Annotated in this window: 18 protein-coding genes and 2 tRNA genes; 8 read left to right on the plus strand and 12 right to left on the minus strand. The window is 30.8% G+C overall.

What is annotated here, in order from left to right; all coding sequences use genetic code 11:
• Window positions 1-51 precede the first annotated feature (51 nt).
• The gene (gene serS / locus OLM55_RS02175) at window positions 52-1,323 is read right to left on the minus strand and encodes a serine--tRNA ligase (RefSeq protein ID WP_264559782.1); all 1,272 of its coding nucleotides are present in this window, start codon (window positions 1,321-1,323) and stop codon (window positions 52-54) included.
• A gap of 119 nt (window positions 1,324-1,442) precedes the next feature.
• On the opposite strand from serS, the gene OLM55_RS02180 reads away from it, so the two are divergent.
• From OLM55_RS02180 to OLM55_RS02200, 5 genes are all read left to right on the plus strand, one after another.
• Window positions 1,443-3,374 (plus strand): M1 family aminopeptidase, encoded by a 1,932-nt coding sequence (locus OLM55_RS02180; protein WP_264559783.1) that lies wholly within the window; start codon window positions 1,443-1,445, stop codon window positions 3,372-3,374.
• 75 nt (window positions 3,375-3,449) lie between these two features.
• Window positions 3,450-4,775, plus strand: a complete 1,326-nt coding sequence (gene rseP, locus OLM55_RS02185) for an RIP metalloprotease RseP (protein ID WP_264559784.1) — start codon at window positions 3,450-3,452, stop codon at window positions 4,773-4,775.
• Between the two features lie 72 nt (window positions 4,776-4,847).
• Window positions 4,848-4,921 (plus strand) — tRNA-Asn (locus OLM55_RS02190).
• 59 nt (window positions 4,922-4,980) lie between these two features.
• Window positions 4,981-5,054, plus strand: a tRNA-Asn gene (locus OLM55_RS02195).
• 81 nt (window positions 5,055-5,135) lie between these two features.
• A complete protein-coding gene (locus OLM55_RS02200) occupies window positions 5,136-5,639 on the plus strand; it encodes a nuclear transport factor 2 family protein (RefSeq protein ID WP_264559785.1) in 504 nt (167 codons plus the stop codon).
• 2 nt (window positions 5,640-5,641) lie between these two features.
• Here the strand turns inward: OLM55_RS02200 and OLM55_RS02205 are convergent, their stop codons facing one another.
• Complete coding sequence (locus OLM55_RS02205) at window positions 5,642-6,595, minus strand: NAD-dependent epimerase/dehydratase family protein (protein WP_264559786.1); 954 nt, start codon at window positions 6,593-6,595, stop codon at window positions 5,642-5,644.
• 149 nt (window positions 6,596-6,744) lie between these two features.
• Between OLM55_RS02205 and OLM55_RS02210 the strand changes: the two genes are divergently transcribed.
• The 3 genes from OLM55_RS02210 (at window position 6,745) to mfd (ending at window position 12,465) form a co-directional block, all read left to right on the plus strand.
• On the plus strand, window positions 6,745-7,374 hold the full coding sequence (locus tag OLM55_RS02210) for a hypothetical protein (RefSeq protein WP_264559787.1): 630 nt from the start codon (window positions 6,745-6,747) through the stop codon (window positions 7,372-7,374).
• A gap of 3 nt (window positions 7,375-7,377) precedes the next feature.
• Complete coding sequence (locus tag OLM55_RS02215) at window positions 7,378-9,024, plus strand: hypothetical protein (RefSeq protein ID WP_264559788.1); 1,647 nt, start codon at window positions 7,378-7,380, stop codon at window positions 9,022-9,024.
• A gap of 132 nt (window positions 9,025-9,156) precedes the next feature.
• A complete protein-coding gene (gene mfd, locus OLM55_RS02220; RefSeq protein ID WP_413614316.1) occupies window positions 9,157-12,465 on the plus strand; it encodes a transcription-repair coupling factor in 3,309 nt (1,102 codons plus the stop codon).
• A 267-nt stretch (window positions 12,466-12,732) separates the two neighbouring features.
• Here the strand turns inward: mfd and OLM55_RS02225 are convergent, their stop codons facing one another.
• The 10 genes from OLM55_RS02225 to atpA form a co-directional block, all read right to left on the minus strand.
• Complete coding sequence (locus tag OLM55_RS02225; RefSeq protein WP_264559790.1) at window positions 12,733-13,959, minus strand: murein hydrolase activator EnvC family protein; 1,227 nt, start codon at window positions 13,957-13,959, stop codon at window positions 12,733-12,735.
• A 39-nt stretch (window positions 13,960-13,998) separates the two neighbouring features.
• Entirely contained in the window at window positions 13,999-14,766 is a 768-nt protein-coding gene (locus OLM55_RS02230) for a DUF4292 domain-containing protein (RefSeq protein WP_264559791.1), read from the minus strand.
• Window positions 14,766-16,118 (minus strand): tetratricopeptide repeat protein, encoded by a 1,353-nt coding sequence (locus OLM55_RS02235; protein ID WP_264559792.1) that lies wholly within the window; start codon window positions 16,116-16,118, stop codon window positions 14,766-14,768. Before OLM55_RS02235 ends, OLM55_RS02230 begins: the two co-directional genes overlap by 1 nt.
• Before the next feature lie 5 nt (window positions 16,119-16,123).
• Window positions 16,124-17,137, minus strand: coding sequence for a sugar phosphate nucleotidyltransferase (locus tag OLM55_RS02240; protein ID WP_264559793.1), 1,014 nt, complete (start codon window positions 17,135-17,137; stop codon window positions 16,124-16,126).
• A 39-nt stretch (window positions 17,138-17,176) separates the two neighbouring features.
• Window positions 17,177-17,491 (minus strand): GIY-YIG nuclease family protein, encoded by a 315-nt coding sequence (locus tag OLM55_RS02245; RefSeq protein ID WP_264559794.1) that lies wholly within the window; start codon window positions 17,489-17,491, stop codon window positions 17,177-17,179.
• A 107-nt stretch (window positions 17,492-17,598) separates the two neighbouring features.
• Window positions 17,599-18,033 carry a dUTP diphosphatase gene (gene dut, locus OLM55_RS02250; RefSeq protein WP_264559795.1) on the minus strand — a complete coding sequence of 145 codons (435 nt, stop codon included), beginning with the start codon at window positions 18,031-18,033 and terminating at the stop codon, window positions 17,599-17,601.
• Window positions 18,033-19,487: a polysaccharide biosynthesis C-terminal domain-containing protein gene (locus OLM55_RS02255; protein ID WP_264559796.1), complete on the minus strand. Its 1,455-nt coding sequence runs from the start codon at window positions 19,485-19,487 to the stop codon at window positions 18,033-18,035. Before OLM55_RS02255 ends, dut begins: the two co-directional genes overlap by 1 nt.
• A 28-nt stretch (window positions 19,488-19,515) precedes the next feature.
• Window positions 19,516-20,007, minus strand: a complete 492-nt coding sequence (locus OLM55_RS02260) for a hypothetical protein (RefSeq protein ID WP_264559797.1) — start codon at window positions 20,005-20,007, stop codon at window positions 19,516-19,518.
• A 342-nt stretch (window positions 20,008-20,349) separates the two neighbouring features.
• Window positions 20,350-21,207 carry an ATP synthase F1 subunit gamma gene (gene atpG / locus OLM55_RS02265; protein WP_264559798.1) on the minus strand — a complete coding sequence of 286 codons (858 nt, stop codon included), beginning with the start codon at window positions 21,205-21,207 and terminating at the stop codon, window positions 20,350-20,352.
• 65 nt (window positions 21,208-21,272) lie between these two features.
• Window positions 21,273-22,847, minus strand: coding sequence for a F0F1 ATP synthase subunit alpha (atpA, locus tag OLM55_RS02270; RefSeq protein WP_264559799.1), 1,575 nt, complete (start codon window positions 22,845-22,847; stop codon window positions 21,273-21,275).
• Window positions 22,848-22,849: the final 2 nt, after the last annotated feature.

The raw sequence follows: 22,849 nt of genomic DNA on the forward strand, positions 1-22,849 counted from the left end.
AAAGTAACACATTTTGTGTCAATTTAGTACATTATTGCTATTTGCGCGTGATTAATTTATGATATCAAAACCAGTGTACTTACGTAATACCTCTGGAATAACAATTCCATCTGGTGTTTGATAATTTTCTAAAATTCCAGCTAAAACTCTTGGTAAAGCCAATGAACTACCGTTTAATGTATGAGCCAATTGGTTTTTACCATCTTTATCTTTGAAACGCAATTTCAATCTATTAGCTTGAAAAGTTTCAAAATTTGAAACCGAACTGATTTCCAACCAACGATCTTGCGCTGTAGAATATACTTCAAAATCATACGTTAATGAAGACGTAAAGCCCATATCTCCTCCACATAAACGCAAAATTCTAAATGGCAACTTTAATTCCTGTAAAATTTTCTTTACATGCCCTACCATTCCATCTAGAGCATCATAAGACTTATCTGGATGTTCAACACGTACAATTTCAACTTTATCAAATTGGTGTAAACGATTTAAACCACGAACATGTGCTCCCCAAGAACCCGCTTCTCTTCTAAAACATGGTGTATAACCTGTATAAATTATTGGTAATTCATTTTCTTGCAAAAGAACATCTCTAAAAATATTCGTTACCGGAACTTCGGCTGTTGGGATTAAATACAAATCATCTTTAGCATCATGATACATTTGCCCTTCTTTATCTGGTAATTGTCCTGTTCCATATGCTGAAGCTTCATTAACTAAATGAGGCACTTGCATTTCTGTATAACCAGCATCTGTGTTTTTATCCAAAAAATAAGAAATTAAAGCACGTTGCAATTTAGCACCCTTCCCTTTATAAACTGGAAAACCAGGCGCAGTAATTTTTGTCCCTAATTCAAAATCAATGATGTCGTATTTTTTAATTAAATCCCAATGAGGTAGAGCTCCTTCGTGCAACTTAGGCACTTCACCTTCTTCATAAACATTTAAATTTTCTTCTGGAGTTTTTCCTTCAGGAACAATATCAGCTGGCAAGTTTGGTAATTTATACAACTCCTCTTGTAATTCGGCTGCAACTTCATTTAAAGCATCTGTCAACTCTCTTCCTTTCTCCCTAAATTGAGTTGATTTTTCTTTTAAAATTTCAGCTTTAGCTTTCTCTCCACTTTTCATTAAAGCACCAATATCTTTGGACAGCTTATTAGATTCTGCAAGTGTATTATCTAATTCTGCTTGAAGCGAACGTCTTTTTTCATCTAAGTTTATTACTAACTCAACTTGTCCTTGAGCGTTCATGTTTCTTTTTTCTAAACGTTTAATTACATCTTCCTTGTTTTCTCTAATGTAAGCTATTTGTAACATGATATAAAATTTAAGGAACAAATTTAAACAATTTGTATAATATTACAGCCAACGATTAGAAAAACTAAAATTTAAAAATAAATTTATTTTTATTACATTAGCTAAAATTTATTTACCCAATGAAAAACCTACTCTTAAACCTATTGTTAATCAGTACTTTATTTAGTTATTCACAAACTGAAAATGAAGATTTCAATAGAATGATTGAAGCCGAAATGAAATCTGCTTCTTCAACAATTAACTTTAGAGCAAATACAAATACTCAAGATTATGATGTGACTTATCATGAATTAAGATTCACTGTTGACCCTGCTGTATATTTTATAAATGGAGAAGTTACAACTACATTTACTGCCTTAACAGATATGAATACTGTTACATTTGACATGGCTAATGAACTAACAGCTAGTAGTGTTACCATAAACTCAATCCCAGTAAGTTACTCAAGAAGCGTTAATAATGAAATTATTATTACTCTTCCAGCTACGTTAACAACCAATAGTAGTCAAACAGTTAAAATAATATATTCTGGAGCTCCTCCTCAAAGCGGGTTTAGCGCTTTTGCTGCAAACGAATACCACAATGGAGTACCCGTTATGTGGACACTTTCGGAACCTTATGGAGCAAGAGATTGGTGGCCTTGCAAACAAGACTTGAGTGATAAAATAGCAAGTATTGATGTTTATATTACTTCTCCATCAGCATATGTTAGTGTTTCAAATGGAATAGAACAATCCATAGTAGATAATGGAGACGGAACAAAAACAACTCATTTTCATCATGGATATCCAATTCCTGCCTACTTGATAGCAATTGCATCTACAAACTATCAAATATATAATCAACAAGCTGGCCTTGGAACCGTAGCAAGCCCATTTTTTCCAATTGTAAATTATATTTACCCAGAAACCGCAACATCAACTCAAGCAAGTTTAGCGGTAACACCAACCATCATGAATCTATTTGAAAGTTTAATTGGAGATTATCCTTTTAGAAATGAAAAATATGGCCATGCTCAGTTTGGCTGGGGAGGGGGAATGGAACATACAACGGTTTCTTTTATGGGAGGCTGGTCTAGAAGTTTAATTGCTCATGAACTAGCACATCAATGGTTTGGAGACCAAATTACATGTGGCACATGGAAAGACATTTGGCTAAATGAAGGAATTACAGAGTACATGGCGGGTATAGTTGTAGAAAACCTAGACGGAGCAACTTCTTTTGTAAGTTGGAAAAACAGTAAAATAAACAGTATTACATCTCAAACTGGTGGAAATCTATATCTAACAGATGCCCAAATACAAAACATTAACACTATTTTTAGCAGTAGAATAACATATAACAAAGGGTCTATGGTAACGAACATGATTCGATATAAAATGGGAGATACTAATTTTTTCCAAGCTTTAAAAAATTACTTAGCTGATCCAGCTTTAGCCTATCAATATGCTGTAACACCTCAATTTCAGAACCATTTAGAAATGGCTTCTGGATTAGATTTTACAGAATTTTTTAATGATTGGGTATATAATGAAGGTTACCCAACTTATACAATTACAGGCCAAAATTGGGGTGCGGGCCAAGCACGAATTTTAGTAAATCAAACACAATCTCATGCATCTGTAAGTTATTTTGAAATGCCAATTACAGTTCGTTTATCTGGCTCTGGCGGTCAAACACAAGATTTCATATTAGACAACACAACAAATAATCAAGAATTTATCGTTAACGTTCCTTTTCAAGTTACAAACGTAGAATTTGACCCAAATAAGGATATTATTTCAAGAAACAATACAGCAACTTTATCAAACGAACAATTTGAATTAGAAAACTCAGTAGTACTTTATCCTAACCCAAGCGATAACGAATTACACATAAAACTACCAAACTCTATTGAATTAAAAGAAGTAGAATTCTACAACGCAATAGGCCAATTAACGCTCACAAAGAACACAACTGACTTTTCTGTTAGCCAACTAAATAACGGAGTACATTTCGTAAAAATCACAACCAACCAAGGGGTAATTCATAAAAATTTTATAAAAAAATAGTTCCTATATAAAATAATAGTAAAAAGTAAGGTGAAAACCTTACTTTTGCTTTTTAAATAAAAGCAGACATATAAAATGATTCAATTAGCACAAATATTATTTATACTTTCAGTATTAGTTATTCTTCATGAATTTGGCCACTACATTACCGCAAAAATGTTTAAAGTTAGAGTTGAAAAATTCTATCTTTTTATGGATGCTGGGTTTTCATTAATAAAGAAAAAAATAGGAGAAACAGAATGGGGAATTGGATGGTTACCTTTAGGTGGTTATGTGAAACTTTCAGGGATGATTGATGAAAGCATGGATACCGATCAAATGAACACAGAACCTCAGCCTTGGGAATTTCGTTCTAAACCAGCATGGCAACGTTTAATTATTATGCTTGGTGGAATTATTGTAAATATATTACTAGCTTGGTTTATTTACACCACAATGTTTGCAACAGTAGGGCAAAAATATATTTCATCAGAAGTAGTTCAAAAAAACGGATTAGCTTTTGGAGAAGTTGGTAAAAGTGTAGGTTTTAAAGACGGAGATAAAATCATTTCAGTTGACGGAAAATTTCAACCAAAATTTAATTGGTTGATTATTGATATTCTTTTAAGTGAAAAAATTGAGCTAGAAAGAAACGGAGAAAAAATAAATATTTCATTAACTGATGAACAAAAAGGAAAAATTATCTCTACCGAAGGGAAAGACTTTGTTCATGCAAGATTAACTAATGTTTCTATAGATTCTATAACTAAAAATAGTTTAGCAGAAAAAGCTGGATTACAAAAAGGAGATAATATCGTAGGAATTAACGGAGCTAAAATTACATATTTCGATGAATTAGGAACTGAATTATCTAAGCATAAAAATGATTCTGTTTCATTAGACGTAAACAGAAATAATGCAATTGTTGAAATTAAAACTTTAGTTGGAGAAGATGGCAAATTAGGATTTATTCAAGGCAGTATCAATAAAGATGATTATCAAGTTATCAATAAACTAAGCATTGGAGAAGCTATTCCTGCAGCAGTTAAAGAATCATGGCAATTATTAGCTTATAACGTAAAACAGTTTAAATTAATTTTAAGTCCTAAAACAGAAGCATACAAGCAAGTTCAAAGTCCAGTTGGAATAGCACGTCGTCTACCAGACACGTGGAATTGGGAATTTATTTGGAACTTTACAGCTTTATTTTCAATTGGTTTAGCTTTCATGAATTTATTACCAATACCTGGTTTAGATGGCGGACATGCATTATTTACCATTGTTGAAATGATTACCGGAAAGACATTAAGCATAAAAGCAGCAGAAAGAGTACAGACTTTCGGAATGATTATCTTACTGACTTTAATGGCTTTAACTTTCGGAAAAGACATCTATCAACTAGTTGCAGATAAATTTTTCTAATATTTTTTTACTTTTTGTTTGTAAAAATAAATTATCAGCTTATATTTGCACCGCATTAAAGGTAACACACCTTCCTTCTTAGCTCAGTTGGTTAGAGCATCTGACTGTTAATCAGAGGGTCCTTGGTTCGAGCCCAAGAGAGGGAGCTAAAAAAAGCCGCTTTTCAAGTGGCTTTTTATATCTCAAAATGCAAAATATTGGTTATTCCTTCTTAGCTCAGTTGGTTAGAGCATCTGACTGTTAATCAGAGGGTCCTTGGTTCGAGCCCAAGAGAGGGAGCTAATACACAAAAAGACTTTACAGCAATGTAAGGTCTTTTTTTATTTAACTCATTTTATTACATTTATGAAAAATCAATTTATGAAAAAAGTAATTCTATTATTTATTACAATATTATCATTCAAAAGCTTTTCTCAAAAAAAAGACAACAATACATATCAAAAAATTGAAATTCTATTAAACAATTGGCACAAAGCTGCTGCTGAAGCAAATTTTGATAATTACTTTAATGCAATGGCAGATGAATCAGTCTTCATAGGAACAGATGCAACTGAAAATTGGAACAAACAAGAATTCATGATTTATGCTAAACCATATTTCGATAAAGGAAAAGCTTGGAGTTTCAAAGCAATTGAAAGAAATATCTATTTTTCAAAAGACAAAAAAACAGCCTGGTTTGACGAGCTATTAAACACACAAATGAAAATTTGCAGAGGAAGTGGAGTTTTAGTTCAAGTAAACGGAATTTGGAAAATAAAACATTATGTTCTTTCAATGACAATCCCAAATGAAAACACAAATGAAATTATAAAAATAAAAGCACCTATAGAAGATGCTTTTATAAATCAATTACAAAAAAAATAATTTTAATTGTAAATATGTTCTTTTAAATTTTTAAACATTTCTGCTGTCATTGATTTAATATCAAAATCATTTGACCAATTCCAATCTTCTCTTGCAAGAGTATCATCAATACTTGCAGGCCAACTATCGGCAATTTTCTGACGAAAGTCTGGCGCATAACCAATTGTAAAATCAGGATAATACTTTTTAATTTCTTCAGTAATTTGCTCAGGAGTAAAACTCATTGCTGACAAGTTATATGAAGAGCGTATTTTTATTTGCTCAGAAGAAGCTTTCATAATTCCAATAGTTGCCTTAATTGCATCATCCATGTACATCATAGGCAAAGCCGTTTTTTCAGAAAGAAAACTAGTAAAACTTCCTTCAGTAATTGCTTTATGATAAATATCTACGGCATAATCTGTAGTTCCCCCTCCTGGTTCTGTTGCCCAACTAATCAAACCTGGGTAACGAATACTTCTTACATCAACACCGTATTGTTTATTATAATATTCGCACCATCTCTCTCCGGCTTGTTTAGAAATCCCATAAACAGTTGAAGGCTCCATAACAGTATATTGCGGAGTATTTTCTCTAGGAGTTGTAGGCCCAAAAACCGCAATACTTGATGGCCAAAAAATCTTTTTAATTTTTCCCGCTTTAGCTAAATTTAAAACATGAAACAAAGAATTCATATTTAAATCCCAAGCAAAAGCAGGGTTTTTCTCTGCAGTTGCTGAAAGTAGTGCTGCCATTAAATAAACATCCGTAATTTCATATTGTTCAATTAAATGTTCAATTTGATTATAATCTAACGCATTAATAACTTCAAAAATACCATTATTAACAACATCATTTTCTAATTTACGGATATCTGAAGCTACAACATTTTCAACACCATATGTAGATCTAAGCTTTGCTGTTAATTCGGTCCCTATTTGACCACAAGCACCAATAATTAATATTTTTGTATTCATTGTTTTCAGTAAATTTAAAGTACAAATATAAGAATTTGTATGGGTTATTATTTTAAAAAAAAACTAAACAAAATTTATAATATGTTAACTTTAAAGAAATCATATTAAAATCTGGTAAACAATTGTATTTTTGCTTATATTTATACTTAATGAAAACATATTTAATTTTATTTTTAAGTTCAGTACTTTTTATTAGTTGCGCAGACGACAGTAATCGAAATGCAAATTCTTCAAAAGTACAGCAAAAAAATACAGAAGTTTTTTTAGCAATTTCTAAAAAATGGTCATTCAATTTCCCAAATGCTAGAACAGAAATTCAAACTACTCTCAATGAATGGAATGATTGGATTCAGTTTAAAAAAGAATTAGAGCAAAAGCCTAAAGCAACATTACTTGCTTTTCAAATGAAAATTGAAAATGTCGCTCAAAAATCTGATAGTTTGAGTTTAACTGTACCTGATAAATTTAACAATCCTCAAGTTAGAAGTAGATTAGTGACTTTAAATACAAAAATAAATTCATTAGATACTTTTTTACATTTACAGGAAATACCACAAAAAAAAGTATTTACATTAATTGACGAAATCAACTCTGAAATAAGAGGAGTCTACATCCAAATGGATGAAATTATAATTAAACAAGCTATTCCGAAAGAAATTGGCGAAGATGATATGATTAAAGCCTTAGACACTTCAAGAATGGCTAACTCAAAGGCTTTTGAAGAAAGTGTAACAAAGTCAAACACTCTTAAAGAAAAAGAGAAAATGCAAAAAAAATAGAATATGAAAAACAATTACTTTTACAAATCAACACTAATTGTATTATGCTTTTTTGCACAAATAGCATTTTCACAAACAACCACTTGGGATGGAGCAGCTTGGGATAACGGTACGCCAAATAGCTCAACAGATGCAATTTTTACTGGAAATTATTCTTCTTCAGGAAATTTAACTACTAAATCAATAACGGTAAATGGGACTTCAATTGTTACATTTAATTCTTCTCACACATTAACTGTTGAAAATGACATTACAATTAATGCTACTGCAAGTTTAATTTTTGAAAATAATGCGAGCTTATTACAAGTTAATGCAGCTGCAGTTAATACTGGAAATATAACTTACAGGAGAGATACTGCTCCAATGATTGAAAATCAATACACTTATTGGGGAACCCCTGTTTTTGGGCAAATTTTAAATGTATTCTCGCCCCTAACCAGTCCAACTAGATTTCATAGTTTTAATGCTAATTCAGCTGTAAACAATTGGGTAAATGAAACAGGAACAAATGCAATGGTCCCAGGAAAGGGATATGCTATTCAAGCACCAGATAATTACACTGTGACGCCAACTATCTATAATGGAGAATTTATTGGAACACCTAATAACGGAAACATTCCTGTTAATGTTGAAGCATTTAATCCTGTGCTATTAAATTACAATTTCATTTCAAACCCTTATCCTTCTGCTATTGATGTTGTAACTATGATGGACAATACAAATCTTGGTACTTTATATTTCTGGACACATAATACTGCCATTTCAGGAAATGTTTTTACTACAGATGATTACGCAGTAAGAACAAGAACTACAGGTACGCAAGCAATTTCGGGTGGAGCAGTTCCAGATCAATACATAGCAGCTGGTCAAGGATTTTTTGCTTCAGCTGGAACAACAACAACAATTAACTTTACAAACGCAATGCGAGTTAGTGGAAATAATAATCAGTTTTATAGAGAAACCCAATCAACAACACTAAACTATTATATTCACTTAAATCTAACGAATTCACTTGGAGCATTTAAACAAATTGCTGTAGGATATCAAGAAGATGCGACAAACAACTATGATTTCGGAACTGACGCGCTAGCATCAACAGCTGGAGTTATACAGTTCTATTCATTAATTCCTCCATCTACACTTGGATTTGGAATACAAGGAAGGGCATATCCTTGGACAATAACAGATCAGATTCCGTTAGGAATAAACACAACACAAGCCGGAAGTTACGATATTGCAATTGATCATACAGATACTTTTTTTGATGACAAGGGCATTTTCCTAGAAGATACAAGTAACGGAACATTTCATAATTTAAAAACCAGTACTTTTACTTTTACAACAACAACTGGAACATTTAATAATAGGTTTAAATTACATTACCAAGATTTATCATTATCAACTGATGATAATTTGGTTAATGATTCTTCTTTAATAGTTTTTTCTACAGATGAAGCTACTAAATTTGTTTCGAATAATTTAAATATCAAATCTATTGAAGCGTTTGACATTTCAGGAAGATTACTTTTTGAAGAAAAAAACATTAATAGCTTAACTTTTGAAAAAAATGTTTTTCAAACTAATCAAACCATATTCATTACAGTTACACTTGAAAATTTTCAAAAAATAAGAAGAAAACTTATTTTATAATTTAACGAAAACACAAAATAAAACCACTATAAACCAATTGGAATTGTAGTGGTTTTTTTAATTTTACAACAAATTAAATTTACAACCTTGAACGTTTCAGATATTTTAAAAAAATACGAACAAAATCCTAAAATTGAGCAAATTAGTCAATTACTAATTGAACGAAAAAAAGCTTCTGTTTCTGGTTTAATAGGATCATCATTATCAATTATCATTCAATCGCTTTTTAAAAAAGCAGAAATCCCTTTTTTATTGATTTTAAATGATAAAGAAGAAGCTGCTTATTATTTAAACGACTTAGAGCAACTTCTTAACGGTGAAGATGTTTTATTTTATCCTGGTTCTTACAGAAGACCTTATCAAATTGAAGAAACAGACAATGCAAATGTTTTATTAAGAGCTGAAGTTTTAAACCGAATTAATTCTCGTAAAAAACCAGCTATTATTGTTTCATATCCAGAAGCTTTATTTGAAAAAGTAGTTACTCGAAAAGAATTAGATAAAAACACTTTAAAACTTGCCGTAAACGATAACTTATCAATTGATTTTATCAACGAAACACTATTTGAATACAATTTTAAACGTGTTGACTTTGTTGTTGAACCCGGCGAATTTTCTGTTCGTGGTGGAATTATTGATGTGTTTTCATTTTCAAATGACGAACCGTATAGAATTGAGTTTTTTGGCAACGAAGTAGACAGCATTAGAAGTTTTGATGTTGAAACCCAACTTTCAAAAGAAAAGCTCAAGAAAATTTCAATTATTCCGAATGTAGAAAATAAAATGCTTCAAGAAAATCGCGAAAGCTTTTTAAACTACATCAACGAAAAAACCGCTGTTTTTATTCAAAATACCGAGCAAATTGGTCAAAAATTAAACACTTTATTTGGTAAAGCAGATGAAGCTTACTCAAAATTAACTGGCGAAATAAAACAAGCCAATCCGGAAGAATTATTTGTAAACGAAAAAACGTTTTTAAAAAAAGTAATCGACTTTCCAATTGTGGAATTAAACAACAAGTCGATTTTTAAAGTAGATAAAAGTTTTGAATTTCATATTCAACCTCAACCTTCTTTCAATAAACAATTTGATTTATTACTAGCCAATTTAAGTGAGAACCATGACAATGGTATTTCAAATTATATTTTATGTTCAAACGAAAGTCAGTCTAAACGTTTTCATGATATTTTTCAAAGCATAGACGAAGAAAACCACGAAAGCATTCGCAAACAATACAAAACATTAGTTTTTCCATTATATCAAGGATTTATAGATATAGAAAATCAAATTGCTTGTTATACAGATCATCAAATTTTTGAGCGCTATCATAAATTCACCATTAAAAACAGCTCTTCTAAAAAACAAACCATCACCTTAAAAGAGCTTACCTCTTTATCTGTTGGGGATTATGTTACGCATATTGACCACGGAATTGGAAAATTTGGAGGTTTACAAAAAATTCAGGTCGAAGGAAAAACACAAGAAGCCATTAAGTTGGCCTATGCTGATAATGACATTGTTTATGTAAGTATTCATTCGTTACATAAAATTTCAAAATACAACGGTAAAGATGGTGCACCTCCTAAAATATACAAATTAGGAAGCAACGCTTGGAAAGCGTTAAAACAAAAAACAAAAGCACGAGTTAAGCATATAGCTTTCAATTTAATTCAATTGTATGCAAAAAGAAGGTTAGACAAAGGTTTTGCTTGCGCGCCCGATAGTTATTTGCAAAAAGAACTAGAAAGTTCGTTTATTTATGAAGATACACCAGATCAAATTACATCGACAAATGATGTAAAAATGGATATGGAAAACGACAGGCCAATGGATCGATTGGTTTGCGGAGATGTTGGTTTTGGAAAAACAGAAATTGCCATTCGTGCAGCATTTAAAGCGGTTGACAATGGAAAGCAAGTTGCCGTTTTAGTTCCCACCACCATTCTTGCTTATCAACATTACAGAACATTTTCCGAGCGTTTAAAAGACATGCCGGTTACCATAAATTATTTGAATAGATTTAGAACAGCCAAGCAAAAAGCAGAAACTTTAAAAGCACTTGGTGAAGGAAAAGTTGACATTATCATTGGAACACATCAATTGGTAAACAAAAATGTACAATTTAAAGATTTAGGGTTGTTGATTGTTGATGAAGAGCAAAAATTTGGAGTAAACGTAAAAGATAAATTAAAAACTATTGCTGCAAATGTAGATACGCTTACACTTACTGCAACTCCAATTCCAAGAACGTTACAATTTTCGCTGATGGCAGCTAGAGATTTATCGGTAATTACTACTCCACCGCCTAATAGACATCCTATTGAAACAAATGTGGTGCGTTTTAACGAAGAAGTAATTAGAGATGCTATTTCATATGAAATTGAACGTGGCGGACAAGTATTTTTTATTAATAATCGCATTGAAAACATCAAAGAAGTTGCTGGAATGATTCAACGATTAGTTCCCGATGCAAAAGTGGGAATTGGTCACGGACAAATGGACGGTAAAAAACTAGAAGAATTAATGCTTGCTTTTATTGAAGGTGAATTTGATGTTTTAGTAGCAACAACGATTATTGAAAGTGGATTAGATGTTCCAAATGCGAATACTATTTTTATTAATAATGCCAATAATTTCGGATTATCTGATTTACATCAAATGCGTGGTCGTGTAGGGCGAAGCAATAAAAAAGCATTTTGTTACTTTATTACTCCACCAGATACTGTAATGACTGAAGATGCACGAAAACGCATCAATGCATTGGAACAATTTAGCGAATTGGGAAGCGGATTTAATATTGCCATGAAAGATTTAGAAATTCGTGGTGCTGGAGATTTATTAGGCGGTGAACAAAGTGGTTTCATTAATGAAATTGGTTTTGATACCTACCAAAAAATAATGAACGAGGCAATTGACGAATTGAAAGAAAACGAATTTAAAGACCTTTACGAAGAAGAAAATAATATTGAGACTAAAGAATACGTAAAAGATATTTTAATTGACACAGACTTCGAATTATTGTTTCCTGATGAATATATAAACAGTGTTACTGAACGATTAAGTTTATATAACGAGTTAGGCTTAATTAAAAAAGAGGAAGATTTATTGCTTTTCGAACAAAAATTAATTGATCGATTTGGTGCGCTTCCAAAACCTGCAATTGCATTATTAAATAGTTTACGAATAAAATGGAAAGCAACTTCTATAGGAATTGAAAAATTATTAATGAAACAAGGCAAACTTATTGGTTATTTCATAAGCGATCAACAAAGCAAATATTATCAATCTAACAAGTTCATGAAAGTAATGCAATTTGCACAACAAAATGGAAATCTTTGCAAAATTAAAGAGAAGCAAACCAAAAATGGATTACGTTTATTAATCACATTTGACAATGTAAAAAGTATTACTAAAGCTTTAGAGCTTTTCAATAAAATATAAAAAACATCCTAAGTGAAGTACTTAGGATGTTTACATTTTCTATTTGATTAGAAAAAATTACCACTATTAACCGTTATAAAAATACTTAAACAATAAATTTACTGTTTATATTTTTTATGTATATTTTGTTAAAATAAAAAATCCGAAGTCCCCACTCCGGATTTTTGTGTAAATTTTTTGATTAGAAAAAATTACTACTATTAACCATCGTAAAGATAAGCCAAGTAAGTAATTTGTATTTATGGAAAATATGTATTTTTTGTTAAATTACATATTAGACATCCACTGTTCTGGATTTAAATAAGTTGTGTTTTGCAAAACCAAAAACTTAATTACTGCATTACCAGATGAATCAGTATGAATTTTTCCTAAAATTTGTTTTACTGAAACTTTATCCCCTTTACTTACGTTTACAGAACTTAAGTTTAAATAAACTGTAATAAAATCTCCATGCTGAACATAAACAGCTTTGTTGTTAGCAGAAATAACTTGAACTTGTAATACTTCTCCACCAAAAATAGCTCTAGCATTTGAGCCTGGTTTTGTAGCTATTTCTACCCCACTATTATGCACAGTAAGATTTTTATGTACTGGGTGTGGTTGATCACCATAACGCAATTGCACATAACCATTATCAACAGGCCAAGGTAATTTCCCTTTATTTAGTTTAAAGTTATCTGAAACAATTTTTCCTTCAGGAGTTAAATCAAATTTAGAGACTGATGCTGTAGAAGTTTTTGTCCCCGATTTTGCAGCATTTCTTTTATTAGCTGCAGCAATTTCATCAGCAATTATTTTTTTAATCTGCTTATCAATATCTCTTGCTTCTTTTTGTTTTTTATCAATATCCGCAGCATATTTTTTTTTATCTTTTTGAATAATTTTCGCTAACTGTTCTTGTTCTTTTTTCTTTTCTTCTAATATTTTTTTTTCAGCTTCATTTTCAGCAAGAACTTTTTCTTTATTCTTTTTGTCTTTCTCAAGTTTAACAACTGCAACTGCAAGCTTATCTTGTTTTTCTTGAATTTCATCTCCTTGCATTTTTCTAAAACCTGCATATTGTTTCATATATTGAATACGCTTGTAAGCCTGAAGAAAATTCTGAGAAGAAAGTATAAACATAATTCTACTTTGGTCATTTCGACTTTTATATGATTTTACAATCATTTTAGCATAATCTTCTTTTAGTACTTTCAACTCTCTATTCAATTTATTGATTTCCAATTGATTTAAATAGATATTGTCGTCTAACAAACGTTTTTGTTTAGCTGTTGTACTAATTAATCGCTCACTTAATCTAATGCGGGCTTTTTGAGCTGCAATTTCACTTAACACTGAACGTTCTTTCTTCTTTTCTGTTTGCAACAAACTTTTAAAAGCAGAAATTTCTTTCTGAATTTGCTCTTTTCGCGCTTCTAATTTTTCTTGTTGAGTTTGAGAAAACCCTAAAGAAAAACAAAAGAAAAAAAGTATGTATAATTGAAATTGCTTCATTTTATTTTTTTTTACAAAGATACTATTGTTTTGAAATTGTTAGTTAACCTTAACTTGATCGTAACTACTTGGTATTGAAAAAGGATAACTTAAATTTTCATTAAAAATTATATTTTTATATTCCAAATCGATGAAAATTGTTTCTTTTTGTTCTGCCTTTATTTTAATTTCGTTTGGCAAAAATACATTATTTTGTTTTTTATGTGAAGGATAATAAATTTCTAATTTTCTATTTTCTTTCTCTTGAAAAATTGTTTCTTTTTTTAAGAGAAAATTTCCGCCTTCAAAATCAAAAACCTTAGAGGTGTTACTTTTATTTTTCTCTGTTAATTGATACAGTTCATCTTCAATTTTGGCAACATATTTAGCTTTAGTTAAGTCGTCAATTGCATTACCAATTAACAAGTTTTGAACTTTATCAAAATCGAGTTCGGTTCCTAACCAATTGCTCAATAAACTAAAATCTCCTTCAAAATAAGTACCATTTATTTTCTCATAATAACTTACTTTATTTGGTGTAATTAATGCTTTGGCTACAGGAAACCCTAATAGTTTCACATTAATCCAAATTATTTCATTTTTCTTAATACGAATATCAGCCGTTACAGAATGAGATTGTTTATCATCTTTATATTTTGCGTTTGCTCTAATATTTAAAGTTGAAAACTCCTTTTTATTTTCGTAATGACCATCAATAATTTTTGCAGCAGCTAATGATTCGTTTGCAGCTGATTCCAAAACAGATTTTTTTGCTTTACAAGAGACTAAAAGTGTTAGCCCAATAAAAACAATAATTATTTTTTTCATTATTTAAGTTTCTTTTGAATAAGTTCCGACTTAGAACGGTACATTTTTTCTTTTGTTGTATTGTTATTCTGTTTATATGTTTCTGACAAAAGCAAGTAAAATTGATTTTCTAAAGGCAAATCTTCTACAATAAACTCTAAACCCGTTTCCAATTGATCAATTGCTTCTTTAGATTTCTTTAATTTATAATTCGCTAAACCGGCATAAAAATACAATTTGGCAAATGTAGGATACAAATCGATATAATTTGTTGCTATTTTTTTAACTTCTTCAAATTTTTCTATAACACTTTCAACATCTAACAGAAGCAAAACCGTTTCTATATCATTTGGTTCTTTTTGGATTCCTTTTTTTAGATAAAACTCGGTTTTTGCATATTCTTTTTTGTTGTAAAAGAACTTTCCAATTTCTTTTGACACATTAATTTCATTGTCATTTGCAAAATAATCAACTGCAGTTTCTAAATCTTTATCATATTCATTTGTTCCAACTGTAATAATTAAAAATTCATTTAAAATACGATGTTTAATTCTTCTATCAATGCTATTATTCTTAAAAATCTTAAACATTGATTTTTTAGCATTATCAATTTCATTATTAACCAAATAAAATTTAAACAAACTTACATGTGCCCAATCGGAATTTGGAATTTCTTTTGCCAATTCTTTAGCAACTTCAAAAGCTTTTTCTTCTTGATTACTTGTAGAATATAGCATCATTAAGTCAATATAATGTTGTTCTACTTTTGGATTTTTTCGAATTAAATTTTCTAATTCCCCTACTTCAGGTTTTGAATAAGCATTTGAAGTTTGAATTTTTAACTTATAATATTCCATAGACTGACTCAAAACCGAAGTGCTTTCCATTTCCTTTAATAAATTCAACGCTTTATCATGCTGATTAGTGTACATGTAAAGCGAAACCAAATCTTCATTCATATTTGGATCGAATACAATTAATTTTTGAACCACCGGAATAGATTTTTGAAAATCTTTAGTTTGGTAATACACATCATACAAACCATTTAAGTACCAACGTTCATTTGGGTTTAATTCAACAGCTTTTTTAAAAGCCATTTCAGCTTCTACATATTGTTTTAAATCTAAATAATTTTTACCTAATTCATGATAAAAAACAGGATTTGAATTGTCTTTTTCGATACATTTTTGAATGGCAATAATTGCTTTATCATAATTTTCAATTCCGCGTTGTTTTAATGCTTCATAAAAATTATTTTCAACTTCATTTTCTACAAGAGCAATATCGTCTGGATTAATTTGTCCATAAAAAACTTGTTGATTACCAAAAGTAACCAACAAGAATAAAAATGCTATTGCTTTATAGTTTTTCAAATTATTTATTCTAAAACGGAATAATCGCCAATACTTATGCTTTTAAAATCGCCATCAAAAGTGGCATGATTACCAATCATTGCGTTATCTAATTTTGCGTTTCTAATGTGCACGTGTGTTTGTACTAAACTGTTTTGTATTTTAGTATTTGTTAAATGTGTTGAGTTACCTAATGAAACATTTGGTCCAACAATAGAATTTATTAAAACCACATTTTCTCCAATATAACATGGAGGAATAATTGTTGAATTTTCAATTCTAACTGTTTCAGCAATCATAGTTTCTTCAGCATCATTATGTAAAAAATGCAACATTCTAGAATTGGTATCCACTGTAACATCTTTATTTCCGCAATCCATCCATTCGTCTACTTGACCTGGAACAAATTTCATGCCTTTTTCCATCATTTGCTTAATACCATCGTTAATTTGGTATTCACCACCATGAATAATATTATTATCAATTACCAATTGTAATTCGTTTTTTAGAACAGCAACATCTTTAAAAAAGTAAATTCCAATAACTGCTAAATCTGAAACAAACTCTTGAGGCTTCTCAACCAATTCAATTATTTCTCCGTTCGAATTTAAATTCACTACACCAAAAGCTTCTGGTTTTTCTACTTGTTTTACCCAAATTACACTATCGGCAGATGTATCTAAATCGAAATCCGCACGAATTAAAGTATCTGCATAAGCAATAACCGCTGGTCCGCTTAAAGAATCTTTGGCACACATAATTGCATGACCAGTTCCGAGAGCTTCATTTTGATAATAAATGGTTCCTTTTGCGCCTAATTTTTCTGCAATAGCAATTAAATCAGCTTCTACTTGATTACCAAAACTTTCGTGAATAATAAAAGCTACTTCATCAATTTCTTGATTTAGAACTCCAGCTATATCCTCTACTAATCTGTGAACAATTGGTTTTCCCGCAACCGGAATTAATGGTTTGGGTATTGTTAATGTATGTGGACGAAGACGTGAGCCACGACCTGCCATAGGTACTATTATTTTCATAATCATGCCCGCGAAGGCGGGTATCTTTTTAGTTAAACTTTATTTTCTTATTATATTGAAATTGAAATTCCAATTTATACTAATATCCATCCACGATGGGTTCATATCTTCAATTAATTTAATTTTCCAATCTCTTTTCCATTTTTTCAATTGCCTTTCGCGTTTTGAAGCTTCAAAACCATCTTGCCATTCTTCAAAATAGATTAATTTATCACAATTATATTTAGCCGTAAATGAATTTGGATAAATTTTCAATTTATGTTCTTTAACACGTTCATGCAAATTATCGGTAACTCCAATATAAATAAGGCCTTGACACTTGTTTGTCATTATATAAATATACCATAATTTCATTTTATTATGTTTTATATTCCTGCCTTAGTAATAATCGATTTAGGTAACCCAAGTGTAAAACTAATGATTAGTTTTCAATTCACTAGATTCCTGTCTTCGCAGGAACTTTACTTCACCCCTGTACTTCCAAAACCACCTTCTCCACGTGAAGTTTCAGACAACTCCTCTACATGAATCCATTCAGCGCGTTCGTGTTTTGCAATTACTAATTGAGCAATTCTTTCTCCGTTTTCAATGGTAAAATCTTCATTGGAAAGGTTTACTAAAATTACACCAATTTCACCACGATAATCAGCGTCGACTGTTCCTGGAGAATTTAAAACCGTAATTCCATTTTTTGCGGCCAAACCACTTCTAGGGCGAACTTGAGCTTCAAAGCCAATTGGTAATTCAATGAAAATTCCGGTTTTAACTATTGTTCTTCCTAATGGATTTAATACGATTGATTCAGTAATATTTGCACGCAAATCCATTCCAGCTGAAGCGATTGTTTCGTAGTTTGGTAATTCGTGTGATGATTTATTTATTATTTTAATTTGCATTATTTTCGATTTAAAAATTTTGAAAAAAGGTCTTGCTCATTTCGATATACAAAGTAAACAAAAATTAATAAACTAGCTATTCCAAAAACATAGGTTTCTCTTAAAATAGGAATGTAAAAAGAAAACAGACTTAATATAACCGAAAGCCCCAAATAGAAACCAATTTTCTTTTTATCATAAGGAATTGGATAGCTTTTTTGTCCTAGCTTATATGAAATCAACATCATTGCTCCATATGCAAAAATAGTTGCAATTGCAGAACCCATAAAACCTATATAGGGAATCAGAACAAAGTTGAATAATAATGTTACTAAAGCGCCTACAATTGAAATATATGCGCCGATTTTAGTTTTGTCGATTAATTTATACCAAACTGAAAGATTGGTATAAATACCTAAGAAAAAATTAGCAATTACAATTAAAGGCACAATATTCATTGCAATCCAATATTCTTCTCTAGGAACTAAAAAAACTTTTAAAACATCAGCAAAAACTATTATTCCGAGTGACATAAACGAACCAAATATGACAAAGTATTTTGTGATTTCGGCATACGTTTGTGGTGCATTTTCATTTTTTGCATGACTGAAAAAGAAAGGTTCAATTCCTAAAGTATAGGCGGTTCTAAACAAAACCATAAACATTCCAATTTTATAACAAGCAGAATAAGCGCCAATATGTGCTAAATCGACATGCATCCATTCTAAAAGAATTTTATCAAAATGTTCATTGATTGCAAATGCGATTCCAGCAATTAAAATTGGGAAACCGTAATGCATCATTTTTTTCCAAAGCACCACATCAAATTGCCACTTCAATTTAAAATAATCAGGAAGCAGCATTAATAAAGTAAATAAACTTGCTATTACATTGGAAACAAATATGTAACCAATTTGGAAATTTTCGAAGTAAATACCTTCTAACAAAGAACTGTTTTGAGCCCATTTTGGCAAAAAAACCAAAAAGAAAATACTTAACGACAAATTAATTACTACGTTACCAATTTTAATAACTGCATATTTTATTGGTCTTCCTTCGGCTCTTAATTTTGAAAAAGGAATGATTACTAAAGCATCTAAAGTCAAAATTAAAATAGTGTAGAAAATATAATCTACATTTTTGTTTGACCAATTGGCAATATCGTCTTTAAAAAATATTGAAATTCCGAAAAAAAGAAGTGTTGAAGTCAATAAAGAAATCATCGAAGTATTAATTACTTTTTCTTTTTTATCTTCTGAATTATAGAAACGAAAAAAAGCAGTTTCCATTCCGTAAGAAAGTACAACGTTGAAAAAAACCAAATAAGAGAAAATAACAGAAACCTCGCCCATTTTATTCATATCTGTTAGATAATAAACGTAAAGCGGGTTTAATAAGAAGCTAATTAATCTTGGAATGACAGTTGCTAAACCATAGATTGCCGTTTGCTTAAAAAGAGATTTATATAAACTCAAAGTTTCTTTATTTAAGGAACAAAAATAGTTATTCTGTAGGTTTTCTCACAGAAGGATAGGCAATCATTTCTCTTTCTTCTACATTTTCTATAATTTTAGAATACATTTTACCTTCTTTGGTAAAAAATAAAATTGCTTGATTCTCCTTTAAGCTAACTTTAGACTCATGAACAACTGTTTCTTCTTCGACATCTGTAGCTTCAATATTTATTCCTTTTAATTGATTTTGACCTGTATCTATTCTAGCTATATAACTTAACTCATTTGTTTTTTCAAAAGTAGCTTCATAGTTTTTAAATTGAATTTTTTCTAAAACCAACCCTTTTTCAAATGGCGAATTCAGATTAACAAAAACATTTATTCCGGCTCCACCACCTCTTACTCCTGCAACCCATGCTTGAGAATAAACTTCTTTTATTTGAGTTTGACCTTCTAATTTTTGAATATTTGTTTTTGAAATTCCACATGAAAGCAAAACAATACTAAGAAAAAATGTAATTAATTTAGAAACTATCATCATAAAAATATTTTAGTTAAATGTACAAATTATATAACAAAAAAAGAGCCAAACTAAAGTTTGGCTCTTTTTTGTAAATACGACTAAGCAAATGCTTCGTCTAATTGTTCAATGCTTCGAATTATTAATTCAACTCCGCTTCGCTACGTTTAATTGTTCAATGCTTCGAATTATTAATTTAACTCCGCTTCGCTACGTTTAATTGTTCAATGCTTCGAATTATTAATTTAACTCCGCTTCGCTACGTTTAATTGTTCAATGCTTCGAATTATTAATTTAACTCCGCTTCGCTACGTTTAATTGTTCAATGCTTCGAATTATTAATTTAACTCCGCTTCGCTACGTTTAATTGTTCAATGCTTCAGCACCACCAACAATTTCTAAGATTTCTCCAGTAATTGCAGCTTGACGCGCTTTGTTATATGTTAACTTCAATTGATTTCTTAATTCTGTTGCATTATCAGTTGCTTTGTGCATAGCAGTCATACGAGCACCATGTTCTGAAGCAAAAGAGTCACGAATTCCTTTATACAATTGTGTTTTTAAAGACTTTGGTATTAAAGTCAACACAATTTCTTCTTTCGAAGGTTCGAAAATATAATCGGATGAAACAACTTCACCTCCTGTAATAGGAGCTAAAGGTAAAAACTGTTCTATTTTAACAATTTGAGTTGCTGCGTTTTTAAAATGATTGTAAACAATATGAATTTTATCGTATTCACCTGCAACAAACTTATCCATTAAAAGTTGAGCAATATCAGATACATTTTCAAATGTTAAATCATCAAAAATTGAATTTTTATTATCTATAACTGTATTAGATTTCTTTAAAACATCATTTCCTTTTTTACCAATAGCAAAAACATCAACTTGTTTTCCAGAATAAGAACCAGATAAACTTCTAACTTCTTTGATTACATTTGTATTAAAAGCACCACATAAACCTCTATTAGAAGTAATAGCAACAATCAAAACTTTATTAACCTCTCTTTGTTCTGCGAAAGCACCACCAGTATTACCATCTAAGGTAGCGCTTAAGTTTTGTAGAAGTTCGGTTAATTTTTCGGCATAAGGTCGCATTGCTGTAATAGCGTCTTGCGCTTTTTTAAGCTTAGCAGCAGAAACCATTTTCATTGCCGATGTAATTTGCATCGTAGATGAAACGGAACCAATTCTATTTCTAATTTCCTTTAAATTTGCCATTTTATATGAGTAATTAGTAGCTAGTAATTAGCAATTAGCATTCACTAATTACTAGCTACTTAGAATTAATATTTTGCAGAAACCTCTTTAGCTGCTTTTTCTAAAACATCAGTAATTTCGTCTGTGAATTTACCTGCTTTTAATCCGTCTAAAGTATCTCTATGTTTAGCATTTAAATAATCAATGAAATCTCTCTCAAATTCTTTAACACTAGTTACAGGAACATTTCTTAACAAGTTTTTAGAACCCGCATAGATAATTGCAACCTGATCTTCTACTGTATAAGGATCATTTACAGCTTGTTTTAAAATTTCAACGTTACGTTTTCCTTTTTCAATTACGTTCATAGTAACTGCATCTAAATCTGAACCAAATTTAGCAAACGCTTCTAATTCACGGTATTGAGCTTGGTCTAATTTTAAAGTACCGGCTACTTTTTTCATTGATTTAATTTGCGCATTACCTCCAACTCGAGATACTGAAATACCAACGTTAATTGCGGGACGTACACCTGAATTAAATAAATCACCATCTAAGAATATTTGACCATCAGTAATCGAAATTACGTTTGTTGGAATATATGCAGAAACGTCACCAGCCTGAGTTTCAATAATTGGCAAAGCTGTTAATGAACCTCCTCCTTTAACGATTGGACGTAAAGAATCTGGTAAATCATTCATTTCTTTAGCAATATCATCATCCGCAATAACTTTTGCTGCTCTCTCTAATAATCTTGAGTGAAGATAGAAAACATCCCCTGGATATGCTTCACGACCTGGTGGTCTTCTTAACAACAATGACACTTCACGATAAGCAACTGCTTGCTTAGATAAATCATCATAAATAATTAATGCAGGACGACCTGTATCACGGAAATACTCCCCAATAGAAGCACCAGCAAATGGAGCATAAACTTGCATTGCTGCAGGATCAGATGCATTTGCAGCAACAATAACTGTATAAGCCATTGCTCCTTTTTCTTCTAATGTTTTAGCAATTGCAGCAACTGTTGACGCCTTTTGCCCTACTGCAACATATATACAAAATACTGGTTTACCAGCATCGTAAAATTCTTTTTGATTCAAAATTGTGTCAATACAAACAGTAGTTTTACCTGTTTGACGGTCACCAATTACCAACTCACGTTGTCCTCTACCAACTGGAATCATAGCATCAATTGCTTTAATTCCTGTTTGTAATGGTTCTGTTACTGGTTGACGGAAGATAACTCCAGGAGCTTTTCTTTCTAATGGCATTTCATATAAATCACCACCAATTGGTCCTTTACCATCAATAGGATTACCTAATGTATCTAAAACACGACCAACAACTTGTTCACCAACTTTAAGAGAAGCAATACGTTGTGTTCTTTTTACAGTAGAACCTTCTCTAATACCTGTAGAAGGACCTAATAATACAACACCAACATTGTCTTCCTCTAAGTTAAGAACGATAGCTTCTAACCCATTTTCGAATTGAACTAACTCACCATATTGAGCGTTAGATAATCCGTAAACACGTGCGATACCATCTCCAACTTGAAGTACAGTTCCTACTTCTTCTAATGATGTACCAGATTGAAAACCTGATAATTGTTTCTTTAATATTGCTGAAATTTCAGCAGGTTTAATTTCCGCCATAA

This window comes from Flavobacterium sp. N2270 (genome assembly GCF_025947225.1).
GTDB lineage: Bacteria > Bacteroidota > Bacteroidia > Flavobacteriales > Flavobacteriaceae > Flavobacterium.